The organism is Sporocytophaga sp., from assembly GCF_017745095.1.
GTDB lineage: Bacteria > Bacteroidota > Bacteroidia > Cytophagales > Cytophagaceae > Sporocytophaga.
Genome location: NZ_JAGHZZ010000001.1, coordinates 413,890 through 436,123, shown reverse-complemented (window position 1 = coordinate 436,123; position 22,234 = coordinate 413,890). Strand labels below are relative to the sequence as shown.

Annotated in this window: 20 protein-coding genes; 7 read left to right on the top strand and 13 right to left on the bottom strand. The window is 36.3% G+C overall.

Going from position 1 to position 22,234, the window contains the following annotated elements; genetic code table 11:
- Window positions 1–73: 73 nt before the first annotated feature.
- From J7604_RS01830 to J7604_RS01820, 3 genes are all read right to left on the bottom strand, one after another.
- Window positions 74–247, bottom strand: a complete 174-nt coding sequence (locus J7604_RS01830; RefSeq protein ID WP_293890233.1) for a hypothetical protein — start codon at window positions 245–247, stop codon at window positions 74–76.
- Window positions 248–273: 26 nt separating this feature from the next.
- Window positions 274–1,614, bottom strand: coding sequence for an APC family permease (locus tag J7604_RS01825; protein ID WP_293890232.1), 1,341 nt, complete (start codon window positions 1,612–1,614; stop codon window positions 274–276).
- Between the two features lie 324 nt (window positions 1,615–1,938).
- A complete protein-coding gene (locus tag J7604_RS01820) occupies window positions 1,939–2,874 on the bottom strand; it encodes a hypothetical protein (protein ID WP_293890231.1) in 936 nt (311 codons plus the stop codon).
- 304 nt (window positions 2,875–3,178) lie between these two features.
- Between J7604_RS01820 and J7604_RS01815 the strand changes: the two genes are divergently transcribed.
- Window positions 3,179–4,732: an NAD(P)/FAD-dependent oxidoreductase gene (locus tag J7604_RS01815; RefSeq protein ID WP_293890230.1), complete on the top strand. Its 1,554-nt coding sequence runs from the start codon at window positions 3,179–3,181 to the stop codon at window positions 4,730–4,732.
- Between the two features lie 79 nt (window positions 4,733–4,811).
- Here J7604_RS01815 and J7604_RS01810 read toward each other — a convergent pair whose 3' ends face one another.
- Entirely contained in the window at window positions 4,812–5,252 is a 441-nt protein-coding gene (locus tag J7604_RS01810) for an OsmC family protein (RefSeq protein ID WP_293890229.1), read from the bottom strand.
- 154 nt (window positions 5,253–5,406) lie between these two features.
- On the opposite strand from J7604_RS01810, the gene J7604_RS01805 reads away from it, so the two are divergent.
- Window positions 5,407–6,042, top strand: a complete 636-nt coding sequence (locus tag J7604_RS01805) for a peroxiredoxin (RefSeq protein WP_293890228.1) — start codon at window positions 5,407–5,409, stop codon at window positions 6,040–6,042.
- Window positions 6,043–6,407: 365 nt separating this feature from the next.
- On the opposite strand, the gene J7604_RS01800 is transcribed toward J7604_RS01805, so the two are convergent.
- The 4 genes from J7604_RS01800 to J7604_RS01785 all read right to left on the bottom strand — a co-directional run bounded on the left by J7604_RS01800 (window position 6,408) and on the right by J7604_RS01785 (window position 9,168).
- Window positions 6,408–7,043, bottom strand: coding sequence for an OmpH family outer membrane protein (locus J7604_RS01800; RefSeq protein WP_293890227.1), 636 nt, complete (start codon window positions 7,041–7,043; stop codon window positions 6,408–6,410).
- A gap of 138 nt (window positions 7,044–7,181) precedes the next feature.
- Window positions 7,182–7,637 (bottom strand): hypothetical protein, encoded by a 456-nt coding sequence (locus J7604_RS01795; protein ID WP_293890226.1) that lies wholly within the window; start codon window positions 7,635–7,637, stop codon window positions 7,182–7,184.
- 137 nt (window positions 7,638–7,774) lie between these two features.
- Window positions 7,775–7,999, bottom strand: a complete 225-nt coding sequence (locus J7604_RS01790) for a hypothetical protein (RefSeq protein WP_293890225.1) — start codon at window positions 7,997–7,999, stop codon at window positions 7,775–7,777.
- 164 nt (window positions 8,000–8,163) lie between these two features.
- A complete protein-coding gene (locus J7604_RS01785; protein WP_293890224.1) occupies window positions 8,164–9,168 on the bottom strand; it encodes an aldo/keto reductase in 1,005 nt (334 codons plus the stop codon).
- Between the two features lie 307 nt (window positions 9,169–9,475).
- Here J7604_RS01785 and J7604_RS01780 point away from each other — a divergent pair, with 307 nt between their 5' ends.
- Window positions 9,476–10,237, top strand: a complete 762-nt coding sequence (locus tag J7604_RS01780) for an inositol monophosphatase family protein (protein ID WP_293890223.1) — start codon at window positions 9,476–9,478, stop codon at window positions 10,235–10,237.
- 93 nt (window positions 10,238–10,330) lie between these two features.
- Here J7604_RS01780 and J7604_RS01775 read toward each other — a convergent pair whose 3' ends face one another.
- From J7604_RS01775 to J7604_RS01760, 4 genes are all read right to left on the bottom strand, one after another.
- Window positions 10,331–10,717, bottom strand: coding sequence for a hypothetical protein (locus J7604_RS01775; RefSeq protein WP_293890222.1), 387 nt, complete (start codon window positions 10,715–10,717; stop codon window positions 10,331–10,333).
- A gap of 9 nt (window positions 10,718–10,726) precedes the next feature.
- Complete coding sequence (locus J7604_RS01770; RefSeq protein WP_293890221.1) at window positions 10,727–11,104, bottom strand: hypothetical protein; 378 nt, start codon at window positions 11,102–11,104, stop codon at window positions 10,727–10,729.
- A gap of 94 nt (window positions 11,105–11,198) precedes the next feature.
- Window positions 11,199–14,813 (bottom strand): PAS domain-containing protein, encoded by a 3,615-nt coding sequence (locus J7604_RS01765; RefSeq protein WP_293890220.1) that lies wholly within the window; start codon window positions 14,811–14,813, stop codon window positions 11,199–11,201.
- Between the two features lie 6 nt (window positions 14,814–14,819).
- Window positions 14,820–15,452, bottom strand: coding sequence for a YfiR family protein (locus J7604_RS01760; RefSeq protein WP_293890219.1), 633 nt, complete (start codon window positions 15,450–15,452; stop codon window positions 14,820–14,822).
- A gap of 208 nt (window positions 15,453–15,660) precedes the next feature.
- On the opposite strand from J7604_RS01760, the gene J7604_RS01755 reads away from it, so the two are divergent.
- From J7604_RS01755 to J7604_RS01740, 4 genes are all read left to right on the top strand, one after another.
- Window positions 15,661–18,318, top strand: coding sequence for a TonB-dependent siderophore receptor (locus J7604_RS01755; protein ID WP_293890217.1), 2,658 nt, complete (start codon window positions 15,661–15,663; stop codon window positions 18,316–18,318).
- 37 nt (window positions 18,319–18,355) lie between these two features.
- Window positions 18,356–18,979, top strand: a complete 624-nt coding sequence (msrA, locus tag J7604_RS01750) for a peptide-methionine (S)-S-oxide reductase MsrA (RefSeq protein ID WP_293890215.1) — start codon at window positions 18,356–18,358, stop codon at window positions 18,977–18,979.
- 55 nt (window positions 18,980–19,034) lie between these two features.
- Entirely contained in the window at window positions 19,035–19,529 is a 495-nt protein-coding gene (locus tag J7604_RS01745) for an N-acetyltransferase (protein ID WP_293890213.1), read from the top strand.
- A 495-nt stretch (window positions 19,530–20,024) separates the two neighbouring features.
- Complete coding sequence (locus J7604_RS01740; RefSeq protein ID WP_293890211.1) at window positions 20,025–21,806, top strand: malectin domain-containing carbohydrate-binding protein; 1,782 nt, start codon at window positions 20,025–20,027, stop codon at window positions 21,804–21,806.
- A 1-nt stretch (window position 21,807) separates the two neighbouring features.
- On the opposite strand, the gene J7604_RS01735 is transcribed toward J7604_RS01740, so the two are convergent.
- On the bottom strand, window positions 21,808–22,227 hold the full coding sequence (locus J7604_RS01735; protein ID WP_293890209.1) for a VOC family protein: 420 nt from the start codon (window positions 22,225–22,227) through the stop codon (window positions 21,808–21,810).
- Window positions 22,228–22,234 lie beyond the last annotated feature (7 nt).

The following is a 22,234-nucleotide window of genomic DNA, read 5'->3' as shown; positions in this document are numbered from 1 at the left end:
TAGCATGTTTTCTTAGTACAGCACAAACAGCCAGTCAGATTAATCAGTCTTAATGTTAAAAGAAGATTAAAAATCATTTAATCTCAAGGTATGCCTGCATAGGTTCATCTATTTTCAAAGTATCTTGTATCTTCTTCTGCTCAAGGCTGTCCTTGTTAGGTTTTTCCTTTTGAGTATCACTCGAACAACTGCTGAAAAAGATAATGAAGGCTGATAGATAATAAGAGATTGTATTTGCTTTCCACATAACTTATTTTAAAAATGGTATATAAATTAAAGAGTATTAATAACCTCTTTCTGATAATTTTTTCTTCTGACAATAAAGTAAAGTAAAATACCAATTGCAACTGTAATGAGTCCCGCCAAAGATGCTTCACTTTTTTCTTTTCCAAGATAAAATAACATCCAGCACTGCTGAACTATAAAAATAATTGGCACTAAAGGATATCCCCATGTCTTGTACTCCCTTTTTTCTCCAGTTTTATTTTTCATTCTTAATCTGAAGATAAAAACACCGGCAACAGTGAGTGTTGTAAATAAATTAATAGTAAAACCAATATATGTAATTACAGACTCAAAAGTGGATGTATATATAAGTACAAGTGCTAAAAATGACTGTAGCAGGATAGCAACCCATGGAGATTTAAATCCATTGTTTATTGAAATTTTCTGGAGCGCCGGATAATCTTCACCCATTGTCTGAGACACCCTAGGGCCTGTGATTATCAAGGCATTTACAGAGGCTACCAAACCAAATGAAATCAGCAGAGCAATCATTTTTCCTCCGGCGAGGCCAAAGACCTTCATTCCTGCAATGAAACCTATCTCCACCTTTCCTGCCAATTCCTCAACAGGTACATTATAGAGAAAAACAAAATTCAGCGACACATATAATACAAGCACAATCAAAGTTCCGAAGAACAGAGCTTTGGGAAGATTTCTAGTCGGCTCTGCAACTTCACCTGCAATATAAGCTGCGGAATTCCATCCGGAATAGGCAAACGATGCATAGATTAGTGAAACAGCAAAAGCAGGATCCATAACGGCACTGAAATCCTGCTTGATGAAAGATACTTGAAAATGATGTGATTCAACAAAAAAATATCCGACAAAGATAAATATGACGATAAGAGCTACATTAAAAATAGTAGCAAAGTTATGGAATCGACTTCCTGTCTTTAGCCCAAAAAGATTAAGAATAGTAAGCATAACTATAAGTACTGTGGCTAAAACCTCTTTATCCATTTGATAAACTTTGGAAACATAAAAACCAAAGGCCATAGCGGAAACTGCAATTGGAGCAGCAAATCCAACAGTCAGTGAAATCCATCCACTCATAAACCCAATGACTGGATGGTAAACTTTTGATAGATAGTGGTACTCCCCTCCTGACCTTGGCATATGTGTGGCAAGTTCAGCATATGTGAGTGCTCCGAAAATAGTTACCACACCGCTAATCAGCCAAAGTAAAAGCAACGCAGAAACGGATTTCACACCTGCTGCCTGGAAGCCCAGACCGGTAAATACTCCCGTCCCAATCATGCTCGCAACAACGACACAGGTGGCGCTAATAAGACCTATTTTATTTTTCCCTTTATTGACTCTTTCTTCCATAGTTCCCTAAACTAAGAGATTAAAGATTAAAAATACATGTAATACTTTAATATTAATCAAGGCATAAAATAGTGATGATTAACGAGATCAGCAACGTGAGAATTTTTAATTAGGAGACTCTTCTAATATGCAAATAAAATTATTTCACAGAGATACACAGAGAAGACACAGAGAAAAAATTATTAGGTCAGAACAAAAACTATGTGTATATGTCCTCCACCTATTGCTAACTCACCTTCATTATCAGGAAAACGATTTAATGGGTTTCCATAAAAAAAGGACCATACCACTGTAGAGTCCCTTTAATTATAGATCGGAAAGAAGTTATTTTATCTGAAGATCTGTTTCCCCTATTTTATGTCCATCGGAATATAGCTCAATAGTATAGTTGCCAACCTTATAGGTACTTCCTTTCAGATAATAAAAAGTCACCGTCTGATTAGTATTATCGAAATGAATCGTTTGATTTTCTGTGAAAGCCAGATCTTTACCTTCTGCCTTAAAAAACCCACCACCGGTAGAAAGATCAAAAAGCACGGCTCCACTTGGTTCTATAAGGCGCATGGTCAAATTCTTTTTTTCTTTCCTTGCAACGATGTTATCAGCTAGAACAAAAGTAACTTTTAGTTTATCAATGTTTTTTGCCTTGTATTGATCCTTATAAAACTCTTTGCCTTTAGCATTTATGATAGCTACTTTTATATTTTCAGCTTTTAGTACTGAAGCTGCTGCCACTTTTTCTTCCAGTTCCTCCCTGGTTACATGAAGATAATTAAGGGAATCTTTCATCTGGAGGGTTCTCTTTGTTAAAGTCTTCACATTGATCTTTAGAGAATCACGTTCACGTTTAAGCGCAGTTATCTGGTTATCTTCTTTGGCGAGCTCGGTCTTAAGCCTGACAATCATTTCTTTCATGTGACCGATTGCTTTACCATTGCCTTTCCGGACTTCCGCAATAAAGAGATTCAAGGACTCAATTTTCTTATTAAGAGAATCCTTAACCAGACCAAGCTCCTCACGCTCCATTCTGATTCTCTCATATGCCAGCGCAAGCTCGTCAAGCTCCTGGGTCTTTAAAGAAAGGCTTGTACTATCAGCTTCCATTTGCTGACTTCGGATTTCGAGCTCATCATTTAGCTGCATGTTTGAATAAATCAACCAGCAGATTACCCCAATTAAAGCTACAATAACAAGGACAAGTATAGTTTTCGAATTATCCTTTTTCGGGCGCTGACCACCAGTATTGCCAGTATTTTCCATAACAGTTTTTACCTAAATAAAACAAACTTTTATCGCCCCTTTTAATGATTTGATGGAGAAAACTAATGAATATTTATTAATAATAAAATTTAAACTCTCATCAAACCATTAACTTTCTTCTGATTTATAAATAATTATATTACTCATAAATTATAGATAGAGAGTCAGGATTTCATTCAGAGTATTAATTACATTAAATAAAATTCTTAAAATGTAAATATGTTTGAACAAAACGAAGTGGAAATAATCTTGAAAAAAATCCAAATAAAGTTTTAATCGTTAGAAGAAACAATTTAATTAGGACATGATTTTAAAGGTAAGGTTTCAGGCGCATGCAGAAGTCTCCTTTGAAGAAAATATTTTTATGAATCGATTTGATATTTGCGTGATTGGAGGCGGTCCTGCCGGATACGCTGCTGCCATGAGGGCCTTGGACCTCAACAAAAGAGTACTTCTAGTAGAAAAAGGTAAAATCGGAGGAGCTGGAGTTTACAACGGTGCACTATCCTCCAAAACATTCTGGGAACTCTCCAGAGATGTGTCTCTTGCAAGAAAGAGACTTCAAAAATATGCCTGTACAGAAATAAAAGTAGATTTTAAGGAAATCCTTAATGATGTTAAAGAAGCCATCTTTCTGAGAAAGGTACAGCTTGAAACACATATCCTTTTACTTCAAAGAAAGAAAAAAGACCTCTTTAGTTATATCAAGGCTGAAGCGAGACTTGTTTCTGCAAATGATGTACTCCTCAAAAAAAGTAATGGCGATGAGGAAATTATATCTGCAGATAATATTGTACTCGCCACTGGAAGCAGGCCAAGAAAACTTGCTCATATACCTATAGATGAAAAAATAATAGTGACCAGCGATGGTATCGAATGCTTTACCGACTTTCCAGAAAGTATGGTAATCCTCGGCGCTGGAGTAATAGGCTGCGAATGGGCTACTATATTTTCAAACTTCGGAAGAACCAAAGTAAACTTGATAGACAAAGCTGACCGTATCCTCCCTTTTGAAGATGAAGACATCTCGCTGACTACTCAAACCAATCTTGAAGACAATGGAGTCACTATCCATAAAAATTCTCAGTTGGTCAGAATGGAGATTAAAGATGGCAGAGTTGAATATGAATTAAAGTATAAAGACGGTCACTCCGAAATCCATAATGTAGAGAAAGCACTGGTATCTGTGGGTAGAGTACCTAACACAGAAACCCTTGGAGCTAAAGAAGTCGGAGTTGTGATCAACGACAACTGCACCGTTGTCAATGAAGATACAAGAACCACCGTTGCTAATATATATGCAGTGGGAGATTTGACTTCAGACTTTGCACTTGCCAATGTAGGTGAGTTGGAGGGCAGACACGCAGTAGAAAAAATGTTCGGGTTGAGTCCTAAGCCTTTGACTTATAAAAATATTTCAACTATCATGTTCCTGAACCCAGAAACTGCTGGCGTAGGAATGAATGAACAGGATGCGAGAAGCAAAGGAATACCTTATAGAGTTGTTAGTATAGACTATAGCTTAATTCCAAGGGCCATAGCTATGAGAAACACAAACGGCTTCTTTAAAATACTTGTAACCAATGATGACGAGATGAAAATTCTCGGAATGCGAGCTGTGGGTGTCCATGCATCCAGTGCCATTCAGGCGGTGGCCCTATTAATATCCATGGACAAAGGGATTGAAGAACTTGCAGAATTAATACATCCACATCCCTCTATCATTGAAGGGATACAAGAATGCGTGAGAATGCTTAAGGGTAAATCAGTATTGAAACCTGAGATTTTCAAAGATATGCTTAAATGCAGGGGGTGTAATGAGAAAGGTGAATATTTCGAACTGGCACAACAGAGATAATCTTAATAAAAAAATAATATTACTTTAAAGAAAGAGAGGATCAAATTAAGACAATTGTCCTCTCTTTTCATTTAGTCAATTAAGCTGAAACTCCTGACTTCAGTTTTGCATTCAAGATGAAAGTAACACCTGTAAGTGCTTTGGAAACAGGACAACCTTTCTTAGTATCTTCAGCAAATTTTAGAAATTCACTTTCAGAGATTCCGGGAACATCAGCAACGCAGTTAATCTCGATAGTGGTGATACTGAAACCATCTCCAACTTTTTCAAGTTTTACCTTATCTTCCACACTAACTTTTACCGGAGTAAACCCTGCAGAAGCCAGACCATGGCTAAGGGCCATTGCAAAGCAGGAAGCATGAGCAGCTCCAAGGAGCTCTTCAGGATTGGTACCTTTCTCATTTTCAAAACGACGAGCAAAGTTGTATGTAGCATCTTTAACCAGGCCACTTTCTGTATTGATGGAACCAGTTCCTGATTTCAAATCGCCTTTCCAGGCAGCATTGGCAGTACGAATCATAATTGGATTTTTTGGGTTAAAAATTTGTTTTAAGACTGATTGTGGAAATTATACAACTAAAATTCTAACCTGAATAATTTTATTTGGTTTGTCAGATCAGAATTCTTTTATAAATTCATCGCAATTAACAAAAATAAATAAACCTACAAAATATATGTCATTACGTTTAGGAGACATCGCACCGGATTTTACAGCGGAAACAACTCAAGGAACCGTTAACTTTCATGAGTGGATGGGAAATAGCTGGACTATTTTATTTTCTCACCCAAAAGATTATACCCCTGTTTGTACCACAGAGCTTGGAGCCGTTGCGAAAATCAAAGGTGAATTCGATAAGAGAAATACAAAGGTAATCGCGGTAAGCGTAGACCCGCTTTCTGATCACAATGGCTGGATCAACGATATCAATGAAACTCAGAACACCAATGTTAATTTTCCATTAATTGCTGACCCAGATAGAAAGGTTGCAGTTCTTTATGATATGATCCACCCAAATGCAAGCGAAAATGTAACAGTTCGTTCTGTATTTATCATTGGACCAGACAAAAAAGTGAAACTGATCCTTACTTACCCAGCTAGCACAGGAAGAAATTTTGACGAGATCATCCGTGTTCTTGATTCACTTCAATTAACAGCTAACTATAGCGTAGCAACTCCTGCAAACTGGAGAGACGGACAAGACTGCATCATTGTTCCAGCTGTAAAAGATGAAGACATTCCTGCTAAATTCCCTAAAGGAGTAACAAGAATAAAGCCTTACTTGCGATACACTCCTCAGCCTAACAAATAAGGTTTAACCAATCATAAATAAAAAAAGCTTCTCTAATTTTGAGAAGCTTTTTTTATGAGGTTTTAAGAAAGGCCCTTCATTAACCATCCTCAAGGACATGGTTTTAAGAATCAAGATAACACGTAGAGACGCCATGCATGGCGTCTCATAAACTGTGATAATGAACGACAATGGGCGAATTTGCAGACAACAATAATGTCTGTTTATTGTGTCCTGCTAAATTAAAGAGACCGAGCCAGGTGAAAGAGAGACGCCATGCATGGCGTCTCTACAATTGAAAGGCCTCACCCTAAATCTCCCTTTTGAGGAAAGTTAGGATGAGGCCTTTTGAATATACTTTAAGCTTTGTGCTTTAAGCTTTCAGCTTATTTCTTTTTATATTCTCTGTTCAAACCTTCAATAAGTTCCTTAGTAATGTCAAGGCTATCTGTACCATATACTACACCTGGCAAACCTTTCTGATAAGTAAGGATATAATCAAAGTTGTTTTCTTTTGATAGCTTATTGAAATAACCGTAAAGCTTATCCATTAATTGTTTATTCAACTCCTGCTGTTGATTGGCAAATTGTTCAGATCTGTTTTCTTTCAGCGCCATTAACTCCTGCTGTGCAGTTGTCAATTCTCTTTCTTTAGCTTCTCTATGCTGCTCTGTCATTGCACCAGCATTCTTCTGATAAAACTCGAAATCTTCCTGAAGCTTTTGTTCTTTTCTCATCAACTCATTTTCAATGCCTCTGGCTTTTGCTTCCATTTCTCTCTGAATCTTTTTGAAGAACTCATATTTCGCAGTAAGAGAATCATAGTTAAAGAAAACGATCTTTCTTGCGCTCGGCACTTTTGGCATTTCAATATTAGCTACACTCACTGTATCTTCTGTTTTTCCCTCAGAAGTTGCAGATAATGCAGCTGGCTGTTTAAAATGAAGGTAAAAAAGTATAGCAACCGCCACAACCAATAAACCATTAAGGATAAGAGAAATTTTAACCAGGTTATTATTCATTATTTTGTTCTTTAATTATTTCTGAATCTTTAAAAACTAATTCTTCTTATACAATATTCGCTATTATTTTACTAATAAAAAAAAGCTTCCCTCTAAATTGAAGGAAGCTTAGTTTATACTTCAGAATCTTAAATTCACTCACCCTTCCTGAACCTGCCAGTTGTATTCTTTTCCGTCAAAGATGATTACCGCCGGACTCTTTTCTGTAAAGTTTACTTCTATACCAGTCCTGATTCTATCATTCCTGCGAATAGTAACATCATTTACAATTTTCCATGATTCCATTTTCACAAAATCACTCCCTCCATCTCCAAAAGCATTACCAGCGCCCAAAATATAAACATTCGGATCATTCTGATGGAGGATAATAATACCTTTTTTCCCGGTTTGTTTTTCGACTACCAGGACTGCAATATCAACTGTCATATCCCCATTGAGATCTACTTCCAGGTAAGAAGGTTTCAGGTAATCAGCAAGTTCAAATTTATCTTTTAAGCCTTTTTTTTCAAAATCTTTTCTTGCCCACTCAGGTAATTGTGCTGCAAAACTTAACAAACTGAAAAACAAGCAGCCTATAGTTAATAGAATTTTCATAGTACTTGAGATTGATAATACTTCTTTTACTATTTCTAGCCAGAAGAGTTTTGAATGGTTTATTTTTTTACGCAAACATCAAAAAAAATCCTGCTAAAGGAGCAGGATTCCGATATTTAAAGTAGCTATTTCTTTATCTAAACATATTTATCTTCCGAAATAAAATCTATGTCATCAATCGGAACTTCTCTTGTCAGAGAGTTTGAAAGAATCGTAAGCACTTTTTTAGTCCCAGTGTAAATAGATTCAAGTTTGCCACGGATTTGCTTTCCGTACATTCTGAAAGTTGGAGAGTTTGTTCTGATACACAACAAAACATCCTTTTCAAATAGCTCCTCTGTTAATTTTTTAAAGTCTAACATAAGGCTGGTGGTTTTTTATAATTTAACCCGGATAAAAAATACTTTGTTTTATAGCACTGCAACTTAGGTGCATGTAAAATTGGAAAAAATCAATTCATAAACAATGATTTACACTTATTTAATTTAAACATGTTGTATATTTACGATAAAAAAACTTATACACATTATTTCCTCACAGCTTTCTCCTTTCTAATAGGTGGAGCCATAAATTCCGGGCCAACTGGATCCTTTACATTTTCTTTAATGATTCTATCTATCCTCTTTAAATCTTCACTGACAATCTTCCACCCGCTGAGATTTTTGCAAATATTCAACTGATCCGGATTCCTTGCTCCGAGAAGCGCTATTGAAACCCCACTTTGAAGGATCCATTTTATAGCCAGTTCCGCTACACTCTTTCCGTAGCAGTCTTTTGCAAATTGGTTCAATTTAGTTACTGCATCCAAATACTGACTGAACCTGGGTTCTCTGAATTTTGGATCTGACTTTCTAAGATCATCACCCTTAAATGTAGACTTAATATTTAACTTTCCTGAAAGAAGGCCTCTGCAAATAGCTCCATAGGTCATAAGGAAAATATTGTTTTCAAGACAATAAGGCAGCTCTTCTTTTTCTATTTCTCTTTCAAAAATATTATATGGTGGCTGTGAAAAATGAATTGGTGAATGACTGCCAAACTCCAGCATTTGGTCAGTGTTAAAATTACTTACTCCAACAGATAGAATTTTTCCGCTCTTAAAAAGATCATACATAGCCTCCCCTGTTTCTTCCAGAGATACCAAAGCGTCTGGCCAGTGAACATAATAAATGTCTATGTAGTCTGTACGAAGTCGCTTCAATGAATCTCCAACTTCCTTGTTTATTCTTTCTCTGGATGCATTTCTAAAAACCTTTCCTTCTTTCCATTCAAGGCCGCATTTGGTAGAAATGACAATTTCACTTCTGTTGTTAATTTTCTTAAGCGCCTTACCAACCACCTCTTCCGAAAGGCCAAACCCATATACAGGAGCTGTATCGATGAGGTTTACCCCTAAATCCACTGCATTAACTATAGTATCTATAGATTCTTGTTCATTTGAGCCACCCCACATCCATCCTCCAATAGCCCAAGTGCCTAATCCAATACGTGAGACAGTTTTATTTATAACAGGCAGATAAGTGCTTTCCATATTTGTTGAGTGTCTATTCACCTAAAAATCAAAAGTTCACAAAATTGTTTTAGCAACCATTTTATAACCAGAAAAAAAAGACAAAATAAAAAAGTCTGAGTTTATCCTTTATTTAATAAAGACTTCAAAGATTTTATTTGGTGAAAATGAATTTGTATTTACCTTTAACGGGGATTAATCATAAAAATTTGTCGATCTAAATCAAAACATCGGAGTTGATAGCAAAACAATTGATTATAATGAAGAACAATATTTCTTAACGGCAAATGATTAATTGGATTAAATGAACAATTAAATTGAAAAAACTATGGACTTTCCTACTTTCAGGGACTTTGTAATAAGATTTACCGGGCAAAGCAGAATGATTGCGAGGAAATATTTTCGCACCCGACTGGATGTGTTGAGCAAGGAGGACATGTCTCCTGTTACAATCGCAGACAGGGAAATTGAAGAACTTTTCAGAAATGAAGTTTTAAGAAAATTTCCTGGGCATGGGGTGTTCGGAGAAGAATTTGGCGAAATAAAAGGTACTTCTCCATATTACTGGGTAATCGATCCGATAGATGGTACCAAAAGCTTTATTCATGGAGCTCCATTGTTTTGCACCTTAATCGCATTAATGAAAGATGATGAGCCTGTTTTCGGAGCCATTCACAATCCCATTCTGGATGATCTTGTGCTAGGAGACGGAACCTCAGCCTATCATAATGGAACAAAAGTAAGCCTGAGACCTTGCACTTCTCTAAGTGAGGCTACATTGCTTACCACCGATCCTCTTGGACCTGAAAAATACAGAGAGCCTAAAGGATTTGACAATTTAGCCAAAGCATGTAAGCTATACAGAACATGGGGAGATGCATATGGCTATTTTCTTGTCGCTACAGGATTTGCAGATATTATGATAGACCCAAAAATGTCTAAGTGGGATATCATGGCATTGATTCCTGTAATCAAAGGGGCTGGCGGAACAATTACTGATTACTATGGTGGAGATCCGGTCAAAGGAGATAGCATTGTGGTCTCCAATCCTGCAATTCATAACGACATTTTAAATTATTTAAAATCCTAAACAAGGACAAAAAATCGATATAAATCACCATGTTTGGAAACATCATTTCATCTGAGATATCCAACCGTGGTGATTTATTTTACTTAGATTTATCTACTGCTTGATGACATTTATCGGAAGACCTTTCTGCCATTCGTTATCAATGTATAGCTCAATAGCATACCTCCCTGCTTTTTTAAATTCCAGATTTCCAAGATTTATAGCAAAGTTTATTGTTGAATAATTCGCTACGCTTTTAGATACATCAATATTCCCTTCAATAGCAGGATATAATTCAAACCCTTCATCATCGATCAGTTTTATTTTAAAGTCATGAACACCGGATTCTTTTTCACTAAACCTTAACCTCCCGGCCAAAGAACAAGCAGCGTGCGTAAATGGATATGTAGCAGAACTTATACTATCAAAGGTTCCAACTATTACTAACTTACCATTAAAATCCTGTGCGTGATCGCAAAGGGTAAAAATTTCTATTTCCATAATATTCTTTTAAATAAACCCTTTAAGCCAATGACCCAAATCTGCAATGACATCTTTATGATACCAAAGTTGGGCAAATGCTATAAACATAAAAAACATTGCCAGAGAATAACCAAGCAATAGCCCTGAAGTTCCTCCACCACTTACTTTCTTCGAACTCTTGATATAGTTTTTGGATGCCGACTGGATATATTTATCCAGAAAATGAAATACGGGATAAAATACCGCTATTGCAAGAATCATTGAAAGAAGTACAGAAACATATTTGCCATGACCATCTTTCCAATGGTCAATATAATTATGCGCAACTGCCTGAATGAGTTCCGCAAAAAGAATAGCAAGTGAGAATACTGCAAAATTGTTTAGTTTCCTTTTAAACTGTGACATGCCTGTAAATTTTATGACAAGGCATCAAAATAGAAAAAAATTATTAAAGTCCAAAATTATCTAATTTAGATCCTAATCATAGTTTTACAAAGTGTCATGAATTATGCTTCAACACCTCTACCTGGTTACGCAGAGGCTCTAAAACACTATTTATTATTTCACTCAACTCAGCAAAATGAGATACGATAATCTGCATATTACCGGCATTGCGACTATTTTCCTCTATAGCAGTTGCTAACTCTTTAGCTCTTTCCATCTGAACAGGAATAATTATGTTCTTTAGCTTATGGGCATTAGTTTTAATAGCTGCATAATCTTTGGCCTGGATAGCTTCTTTTAGACTTCTGAGTCTATCGGGCGCTTCTTCAAGTATGAGGTTTACCATTTTAATGATAAATTCTGTATCTCCTTCTGAGGTTTCTTCCAGAAAGCTTAAACTGAATAAATTTGAACCTGTATCCATAAATGATTTTGAATTTATATCAATATTATCAGAATCAGTAAGCCTGTAAATCGTTTGCAATAAATCTTCTTTATCAAATGGCTTAGTAATATATGCATCCATACCTTTTCTCCGATACCTTTCCTCTTCAGATTTAGAAACAAAAGCTGTAAGCGCTACAATAGGAACTTTCCTCTTAACCCTATCTTTTAGCCTTCTTATTTCTTCAGTAGCCTGACAGCCGTCCATTAATGGCATTTGAACATCCATCAAAATGATATCATAACTATTACGCTTTACTTTCTCAACAGCTTCAACCCCATTATTGGCAATATCCACGGAATGTTTGGTTTTCTGGAAAACCTTTAAGATTAAATTTTGATTTAAAACTGTATCTTCAGCCAGTAATATTTTCAGGGGTTTTGCTTCCTTAGGCATATTCTTCATTCCACCTTCCGGAGTTGCGATACTGACGCCATTGGAATCAGCAGATTTTTTGAATTTCAATTTGAAAGAAAACACAGAGCCTTTTCCAGGTTCACTTTTTACCATAAGAGATCCTCCTTGAAGCTCTATCAGGTGACGAGAAATAGTTAGGCCGAGCCCTGTTCCGCCATATCTCCTTGTTGTATCGGCTTCTGCCTGAGTAAAGCGTTCAAATATCCTGGCAAGCTTTTCTTTTGGAATCCCAATTCCACTATCTTCCACTTCAAACAAACAATTGAAATAATCTTCTTTTACATCCAATAAATGCGTTATAATCTTTATCTCTCCCCTTTCTGTAAACTTTACTGCATTGCCAATCAGGTTAAGTAAAATCTGACTTAAGCGAGCTCCGTCTCCTAGTAATCCGGAGGGAATTGTAGGGTCATGATAAAACGTTATCTTAAGATTTTTCTCCTTTACTTTCTGTTCAAACAATTCAATTACAGATTGGATAATTGAAGCAACATTGATTTCACTTTCAATAAACTCAACTTTTCCTGCTTCTATTTTTGAAAGATCAAGAATATCATTAATAATTACCAATAGGTTACGGCCGGCAAAATCTATAGAGGTTACTATTTCCTTTTGCTCATCACTAAGGTCCGTTTCTTTGAGCAATTGCTGAAAACCAATTATTGCATTTAAAGGAGTTCTGATTTCGTGGCTCATACTAGCAAGAAAAACATCCTTAGCCGCATTAGATTGCTCTGCAGCATTTTTTGCCTGAGCTAATTCATCGTTCAGTTCATGCAGTTCTTTTTCCGCTTTTAGCCTTTCAAAGTTTTCTAGAGCTAAGGCTACAATTCCGGCTATTGAAGAAGAAAAGACCTGAACCTCATAAGACCAATTTCTTTTATCACCTATATGTTCAAAACATAACATTCCTGATATCTTACCTCCCAGTCTTATGGCAACATCAAGGGTAGAGGCAATACCCAACGGCTTAAAATATATCTCTGCAAGTTCAGCAGTTCTGGGATCAGAAAGGGCGTCATGAGCATCTATAGTGTGAAAATTCTCTAAAGCTTTGAAATAAATAGAATTTGGAGATTTTTTAATTGGCTTTCCACTTACAGTATCATTCTCACTTTTACGATAAATAATCTTTGGAAAAATCTCTTTTTTATCTTTAGTAAAAAACCATATACCGCACCTTTCAACATCTATAACTTCAGCGCATTTAACAAGGATGGCTTTAAGCTTTTCATCTAAAGGAAGGTCTATTTCCATGCTCGTAAGATTCAAGAGCGTCTCTTGAAACTTTATCATCTGTGTCACCCGCATTTTATCTGCCTCCTCTATAGCCTTCCGTTCCGTAATGTCTGTAGCTATCCCGCATAGTCCGTAAATTTTTCCATCATTATCTTTTAGCGGATACTTTACAGATATAAAAGTTTGAAGGTTTCCTTCCCTTAAAAGTACTTCTTCAAAAGAGACATCGTGCCCCACCCTATAAACTTCCTGGTCATGCTCATACAGGGGCAATGCCTCTTCTCTGGAAAGAAATTCAAAATCTGTATTTCCTATTACCTTTTCCCTTTCGACCTTATATACCTGTTCAAAGTTCTTATTGACGAATATATATCTACCTTTTAAATCTTTGGCGAAAATACAAGCGGAAGAATAATCCATCATATCCTGCAACTGCTGCCGTGCTGTATCTAGATCAAGCTGTATTTGCTTACGCTGTGTAATATCTCTAACAACTGCAACTGCACCAATGACTACATTACTTCTGTCTTTTAAAGGTCTTCCTGTTATACTGATATATGTTATTAAATTATCATCAGTCTTTAACAGCAATTCCTGGTTATTAAACTCTTCACCCTGCACTGCTTTATAAAATGGAGAATTCTCATAATCAAGAGGTATGGTTTCACCAGGCAAGAACATATTATAATTTTTACCAAGAGCTACTCTAGGATGAGCCACTAGTAGTCCTCCATGCTTTTTTTCAAATGCTGGATTCCATAGCATAAAGTTAAGGTCATTGTCTACTACCAATACCCCATCTCCCATGCTATTAAGGATTGAATTTAAAAGGTAATTATTCTCCAAAAGCTCCTTATCCCTCTTCTCAATCTGGATGAGCATTTCGTTAAAAACAAGGGACAAAGTACCTATTTCATCTTTACCTTCAACCTGGGCATGGTTACCATAGCTCCCTTCCTTACTTACTTTATCCATCACTGAAACTAATCTTAGAAGTGGAGACGAAATATACTTTTGTAAAAATAAAGCTATAAGATATGCCAGCAACATTCCGATTCCCATTAAAAATGCTGCAATCTGAATTTTCCTATTTATTACTGAATTTAGCTGATTTAATTCAGCTCTGATAAATACCATCCCTACCCTCTCTCCATTATTATTAATAATTTCATGATAGATATACAGATACCCTCTTTCAAATTCTACAGATGACTTATCTACAGGAGTAAAGTTATAATTCTTCACACCTCTTTTGGAATATGAGGCGAACACCTGATTGTCTTTATCAAGGATCTGTGCATTTGACACATCATCAACTACTATTAAATCTGAAAGAATAGAATTGGCTGCTTCATTGTCAATAAACTCAAGGGCAGAAATGCTGCTTGAAGCTATTAACTGTGCCATTGAGGTGAGGCTATTTACTTTATTTTCTTTATACTCTCTGACATCAACAAAAACAAAAGCTGCGCAGCAAAGAGCAAGTACAATAAGACAAGTAAAAAACTGAAGAAAAATCAGCTTGTTTCTTATGGATAAATCTCTAATTTTTGGCAAATGAAAAGCCATATCTTTTTACCTTTGCTTACCTATCACAACAGCATGCTGTAATAATTGTGAACTTACTGCTAGTCCCGCTTTTTCAACCGCCTCAAGATTTACTTCAAACTTGATTTTACTTTCCGAAAGAAAAAAATTTATACATGATCCCTTTTCTCCATAACCTTCCTTTTCCGTAACAATAAGAGTTTCCTTTCCTTCGAATTTATGTAATATTGCTTGCAAGGGAACTGAACTCTCCCTCGAGACAAACAATATCTGACACTCATCTATTTCATTCAGGTTGTCATACTCTTCTACATTAATCTTTCTATTACCTACTTCCGCATTTTCAGCTATATTAATAAGATTCCTGGTTAAAGGAGTATCTCCCAGAATTGCTATTTTAAATTCCTCTTCCTTTGGCATTCCCTCCCAGTCTACATACTCAGTAAAACGATATATAAATGCCGCCTTTAAAGAGTACTCACCTTCTTGAACTATATCATAAACTTCACTACAACTTTTCATCAATCTTTCATGGTGAACATCTATAATAAACCCCGAGCAACAGAACACCACCAGCACCAACTGAATCATTAAAAATCTCGAAGTCCCTTTTTCATCTGCTGGCATTTCACAACTATGAGATGATTGGTCGTTTATCATTTAATATTGATTCCCGGTTAAAAACTTTCCGTCATGTATATATACCATAATATACAAACTCACCTATCTGAACTTCAGGGTTAAACAGGCTTTCAATGTTAATGTTTTGCATTACTTTATCATTCCTTACTTTGCACTTAACTATCACTTTCCAAGACATAACAAATTCATATCAACTGAGTTAAGCTCCATTATAATTTGACCTTCAATGGCAACAAAGAATCTGTTTTGTCTTATAAAATTTGTCTTAATACTGCTTTTTACTCCGACATCAGATTTAATTGCTCAGAAACCTTCATCAAAAGACACTTTGCAGTCTTCGACAGAAAAGGAATCCGCAGACCAAAACCTAAATTCAAAAAAACGCGACCCGGTATTTAATGCTGATACCAACAATAAAAATAAAAATCTATGGAATCTCTCACTTGACGAATTGATGGATACAAAGGTAGCATCAGGCTCCTTTCTTGAACTTGATATGAGAAATTCTGCATTTAGTCTTTCCATAATATCCAGGGAGGAAATAGAACTTTCAGGAGCCAGACATCTTAGTGAATTACTCGAAATATATGTTCCGGGCTTTCAGTATATGTATAGTAAATGGTACGGAATAATATGGGGGATGAGAGGTGTGGCAGCAGACAGAAATTCAAAATTCATATTCCTTATAAATGGAAGAAAAATGAATACAGAAGCGAGAGATGGCGCCAATATGGAAACAGATTTAGGCCTGCTTGGCGATGTTGAACGTGTGGAAGTGATCAGAGGACCTTCAGGTCTTATTTATGGTTCAGGGGCAATATCCGGGATCATAAATATGGTAACCAAAAAATACAAGAGGGATGAATTTATTGCGTCCACAACTCAGGGGACATGGAGCGGCGATACTTATTTTCATCAATACGAGGCTTGGTTAGGAAAATCTTTATTAGGCAAAAAGGATGCATCAATAGTGCTCTCCGGAGGATACAGAGTGAGTGATGGAGTCGGACAAGAAAGAGCACGACTATACGGAAGGCCCAGTTTCCCCTATCCTCAATTCCTGGACAACCCTCCTCCTGATGGAGTACCAGTTTCCGGAAGCCCTTGGTCTACGCCAGGTAACGCAAGGTTCAGTGTTGATTTTAACTATAAAAGATTTCGACTATACAGCCGCTATACACATCAGGTTACGAATGCTTCCGGCTTCTTTATCGTTGATCCATGGGCTGATTTTACAGGAATGGACTCACTTGCTCCTGATAGAATTGTTGATGGAAAATTTGAAAATATAAATGGTTGGTATGGGAATATTGAGCCTGGAAATGTAAACAGGAGACAATACGTAGTAAACAACATAACTAACCAGCTTACATACACTATCCCAACGAAACATGACAATATAGTTACACTCTATGGGGGCCTTGACCTAAATACGGACAGAATACAACTGGAAGAACTCAAAGGATATACAACACTTTCGCCTTCAGAAAGACACGTATCAATTCTTGAGACTTTTGGCGAGAGAAGGTACAGCCTCGGAGGGCTTTATCTCATGAAAAATGTTCCCCGGTTACAATGGGCTAGCGGATATGAGTTTCGATTATTTGATATAGGAAGGGACATGTCTGGCAGAAACAGTCGTTACGAAATAAAAAGTCATCCTGTTGTGTCAAATGTTGTTTACGTTAACAATGCAGTTTTTTCAGAAGCTAAATATAACCTTACTGAAAAGGTCGATGTACTTGCAGGTCTGAGGTACGACATCCATACGAGAACCGCTTTTATTGGAGGCGTATTGACACCCAAAGCTGCCATTATTTTAAAACCTGATGAACAAAATGTAATAAAAGTTATTTATCAGACTTCCGCTAATAACGGAAGTGCGGATAATTACGAGTTTGACAGGAACAGCTTCAACGATAACGGTGAGCCTTATACAACATATCATTATGAGACGCCTTTTATGCGTCCGGGGCCTGGTACATCGGTCATACCTCCCGTAACTTTAAAAGAACTGCATAAGCTAAAACCAGAACGTTCCAGTTCCTTTGAAATAACTTCCATGAATACAATAGGAGATGACAAAATCAATATTAAACCTTCAATATCTTATAATACTGTCAAGGACCTTCTTCTCTGGAATCAAAAATTATTCAGGATTGTAAATGCAGGATATTATCATTTTGTTAATCTTGAGCTGGACTTTGCATTTAAAACAAATACGATTTCAATAGGAGCCAACCATGTTTATTCCAGGGTTGTCAGAACCGATGTAATGGATCAGTATAAATATTTTGATTTAGCAGTATTCAACGGTTTTGACTCTGTCACAACAGATGGAAAATCATATCAATACTTTCCCAAACCAATAGAAAGCAAAGCACATCCGGGAACTGATTCAGTAATGTCAAACGCTATTAATGCTGTTAGAGACCAAATAACAGTAGATGGGAAAAATTTTCTTAATCTGAACACTAATATTACTAAGCTTTACCTGAATTATAAACCAGCTTCTTGGATAAGCATTCATACCGATTTCAGATTATTCTGGGGGCTTACAGGAAGGAAAGACATCCATCAATATGATACGACTAAAGTCAACAATCCAAATCTGAATGACTATGCAAAGAATTATGCATTCAACAATAAATTTCCCTTTCTGGGAATTGAAAACCATCTGATGGTTAAATGGGATGTAGGGCTAAATATTCGTCCTGGGAAAAATATACTCATAGCATTCTATGGTTATGATCTCCTTGCCTGGGTCAACAAACTACAAACCCTGCGCTGGCAACAAAGTGCAGACATCAAAGAGCAAACAGACCTTTATAGTGTGGATTACTCCTTCTTTTCATTCAGATTAGATTATAAGTTTGGTTTATAAAACCGACTGATCAAATCAGTCTTTTCCCATATTTAAAATGAAAACAACGATATATACATCTATTACAATCATAACCTTATTAAACTTCGCCAGATACAGCAATTTAAACTATACTAAACATATAGATGAAGCAAAAACGGATACCGCTACTTTTGCTGGAGGCTGCTTTTGGGCAACGGAAGCGGCATTCGAACAGATCAATGGTGTACAAGATGTAGTTTCAGGATATTGTGGAGGTAATAAGTCCGATGCCACTTATGAAAAAATCGAAACCGGAAAAACAGGACATGCTGAATCTGTACAAGTTTATTATGATCCTGCAATAATCTCTTACGACAAATTGCTCAATATCTTTTTTACTGCCCATGACCCCACAGAGCTTAACCATCAGGGACCTGACATTGGGCCTCAGTACCGTTCTGAAATTTTTTATTCAAATCTTTCACAGAAAAAACAGGCAGAAGAGAAAATCAAATACCTTAATAAGACAAAATATCATCAAAAAATTGTCACACAAATTGCCCCATTGATTAAGTTCTATAAAGCTGAACCTTACCATCAGAATTATGTGCAGCATCATCCTGACGAAGCCTATATAAAGAATGTTTCTTTACCCAAAATCAATAAAGTAAAAAAAGACTTTAGCGACGACCTGAAATAATCTTTGAGATTAGCGCGGCAACCAATAGATTTGTTAATAATTACCGTGCAAATCTATGATAGATAATTTACATCTCTTACATGCAAATCTTTCTGACAGCAATCAATTTGAAGATTTCTGGATGCTTTTGAATGAATATGCCAAAGATATAATGGGAGGAGGAGCATCATTGCCAATAGAAAGGAAAGAACAACTTAGGATGCAACTTCCAAATATTAAAGATTCCTATGTTCTTATTGCTTATATGGACGGTCAACCTGTTGGCCTTGCCAACTGCTTTGTAAGTTTTTCAACTTTTAATGCTGCACCGCTTCTCAATATTCATGACTTTGTAGTTAGAGAGAATTTCAGAAGTAAGGGAATAGCGCGTGCAATGCTTGATCAAATTGAAAAATATTCAAGAGAAAAGAACTATTGCAAACTTACACTTGAAGTCCTTGAAGGTAACAAAAGAGCTCGACATCTATACAACTCTTTCGGATTTGCCTCATATGAACTTGATCCTGTAATGGGCAAGGCTCTTTTTCTTGATAAAAAATTAACCGAATAGTTTATTAGAGTTAAGAGAATAAATTAATATCAAGCTTTTATTTGAGACAATAAACAATTATCTTGTATTGTATTAATTTTCAGATTTTACCTTAAAAGTATTTGAATATTAATCCGGATATCTAATTTATATAACCTTCCTCAATCAGAAAAAATAAAATGGGCGACTCATTGAATTAAACTGGTTGGAACTTGAGAGAATTGCGGACCGCCTCGCCATCCTACCAGGACTTCCACCAGTTTTTAATCAACTTTTCCACATTAAAGCCAGCCCTTAAATATTACAACTTCATCGAAAAATCCAACAAACAGGTTATAATTCAACCAAATTGGAGTAAATTCACGTATATACTTCAAAGTATACAAGGACAGGGGACGGTCCGATATTTTTCCAAAATTTAATAACAGTGTTTTTCTCTCATTCTGAGAGTTCATTGGATCATTAAACCCGATTTCAAAAACTGAAAATATATAAATATTAATACTTAATAAACCTATGAATAAAAGGGCACTAGGGCTTGTTATTGTATTTCTACTATTTCTTTCCGAGCTAAGAGGGCAAATCTTTGATCAGGTTGGAGAAAACGATGCATTGCAATGTTCACAAGAATTTAACTTCAATAAAGATGGCGAAGGCAATTTTTACAAAATTGTAAAGCTGGATAAAGAGTCTGATATTATTGATAGCATCTATCTTTTAAAAATCCGACCTACCGGAGACACAGCATGGAAGGTCAGAACCACCGCACATAACACTTGGCAACTAGCTGTAGGGAAGGACGGAAGTTCATATTTAGCCGCCACTGAGGATTTCTATCTCACTCCATTCTTTTCAAAATACAACAAAGACGGAATTCTTGTCTGGAAGAAATATGGGAAAGCCATGAAAGACTATCCCGGTTTTATTTCCTTACTCCAGTTAAAGACTGATAGTATTGGTAATCTATATGTAAGAGGAAGCATTTCCGGAGGGTTTATATTCGGAGAAACACTTTCTATAAAAACCAAAACAGGCGGGATAGAACAGGAGAATGTATTCATCTTAAAAATTGATTCTGATGGAAATTTTAAGTGGGGTAAGATTCCACAAAGTGACTATAAAGGATACTCTACAACCCTTTCTGCATACCACATTGACAAATATCAGAATGTCTACCTTTATGCTGCATACAGCACCACAACTGATTTGGAGGGACAGAAAATATTTCCAATAACCAATGGTAAAGGAAGGTCATACTTTCTTGCAAAATATAATTCATCAGGTTTATTGAAATGGGTATCAATAGCAGGAGCCGATTTTAGTACGAGTGAAATAGGCCAAATTTGCACCGATGACTCCAACAATGTTTTCATTAATGGAAAATTTGTAATGGAAGAGAACATTTCAGGAGTATTTGGAGGAAATGTACTTGGACCGTTTAATACCGGTGGCGATGAAATACTAAGCTCTCATCCTTTCAGCGCTAGAATAAACCAATCGAGAGGCCCTGGAATTCTATACAGAATTAATTGCGGAGGACCAGAACTACAGGCTTCGCCAATCAACTGGCAGGAGGACACACAGGACAAACCTTGCCCATACTTTTATTATACCACCGCCAATCACACAACAGGTACGTTTTATCAATGGAATAGGGAAAATAATACGGATGCACCGAAAGATGTGTTCGGCCCTCAAAGATATTTAATTAGCTGGGGCACCAGACTTGAATATGACTTCCCCATAACTCCGGGATTGTATAGAGTAAACTTATATTTTGCAGAAAAGCCAGAAGACTCTGGACATGCGGTAGGTGCTCGGGTTTTTGATGTTCAGATAGGAGATCAGACCGTACTTGAAGACTTCGATATATTTGCCACAAGCGGACTTAATGCGAATAAGCAAAGCGTGTTGCTGTATGTTGAATCTTCTATGCTTGAACTAAAATTCAAACGTAAAGTTGGAAATCCTCAAATCAATGGAATTGAAATTGCTACTCTTAACTTTGATGGCTCTGTCCTGTCTTCGGTTGATAACCCCTCAAGTCAGTCATCTGAAGGAAAAGCAGGATACGTCTATATCATGAATGAATCCCTTTATATTAACACCAAAAACAATGATGAAGGATTCGTTCCGGTAGAAATATACGATTATACAGGTAAGACCTTTTATAAACAAGAAGTTTTTGCGAAGACTGGCATTATTGAAATTCCATACCAGTCGATGTCTGCAAAACCTACCAGTGGCTTATTCCTGGTTAAAGTTGACGGAAGAACATATAAATTTATAGGGCAATAAATTATTGATTAGTTTCAACAATTACTTCAGGGATTACAGGATTCAGGTAATTAGAAACCTCTATTAAGTTTCCATCAGGATCTCTGAAATAAATGGACTTGATTCTTCCCAAAGCGCCAGTGCGTTCTACAACACCTGTTATAACAGGAACATTCTTCTCCTGCAGTTCTTCAACGACTTGCTCAATTGGTGTTGGGGTAATAAAACAAAAATCTGCAGAGCCAGACAATGGCTTAAGAGCTTTGGGTTCAAACTCTTTTCCGGAAAGGTGAAGATTAATTTTTTGATTTCCGAATTTCAACGCAATTCTTCCTCCGGAAAAAGTAACTTTCTCCATTCCTAACACCTCCCTGTAAAAATCAGATGAAACATCTAGATCTTTAACTGTTAAAACAAAATGATCAAGATGACTTATTTTCATATCCCGA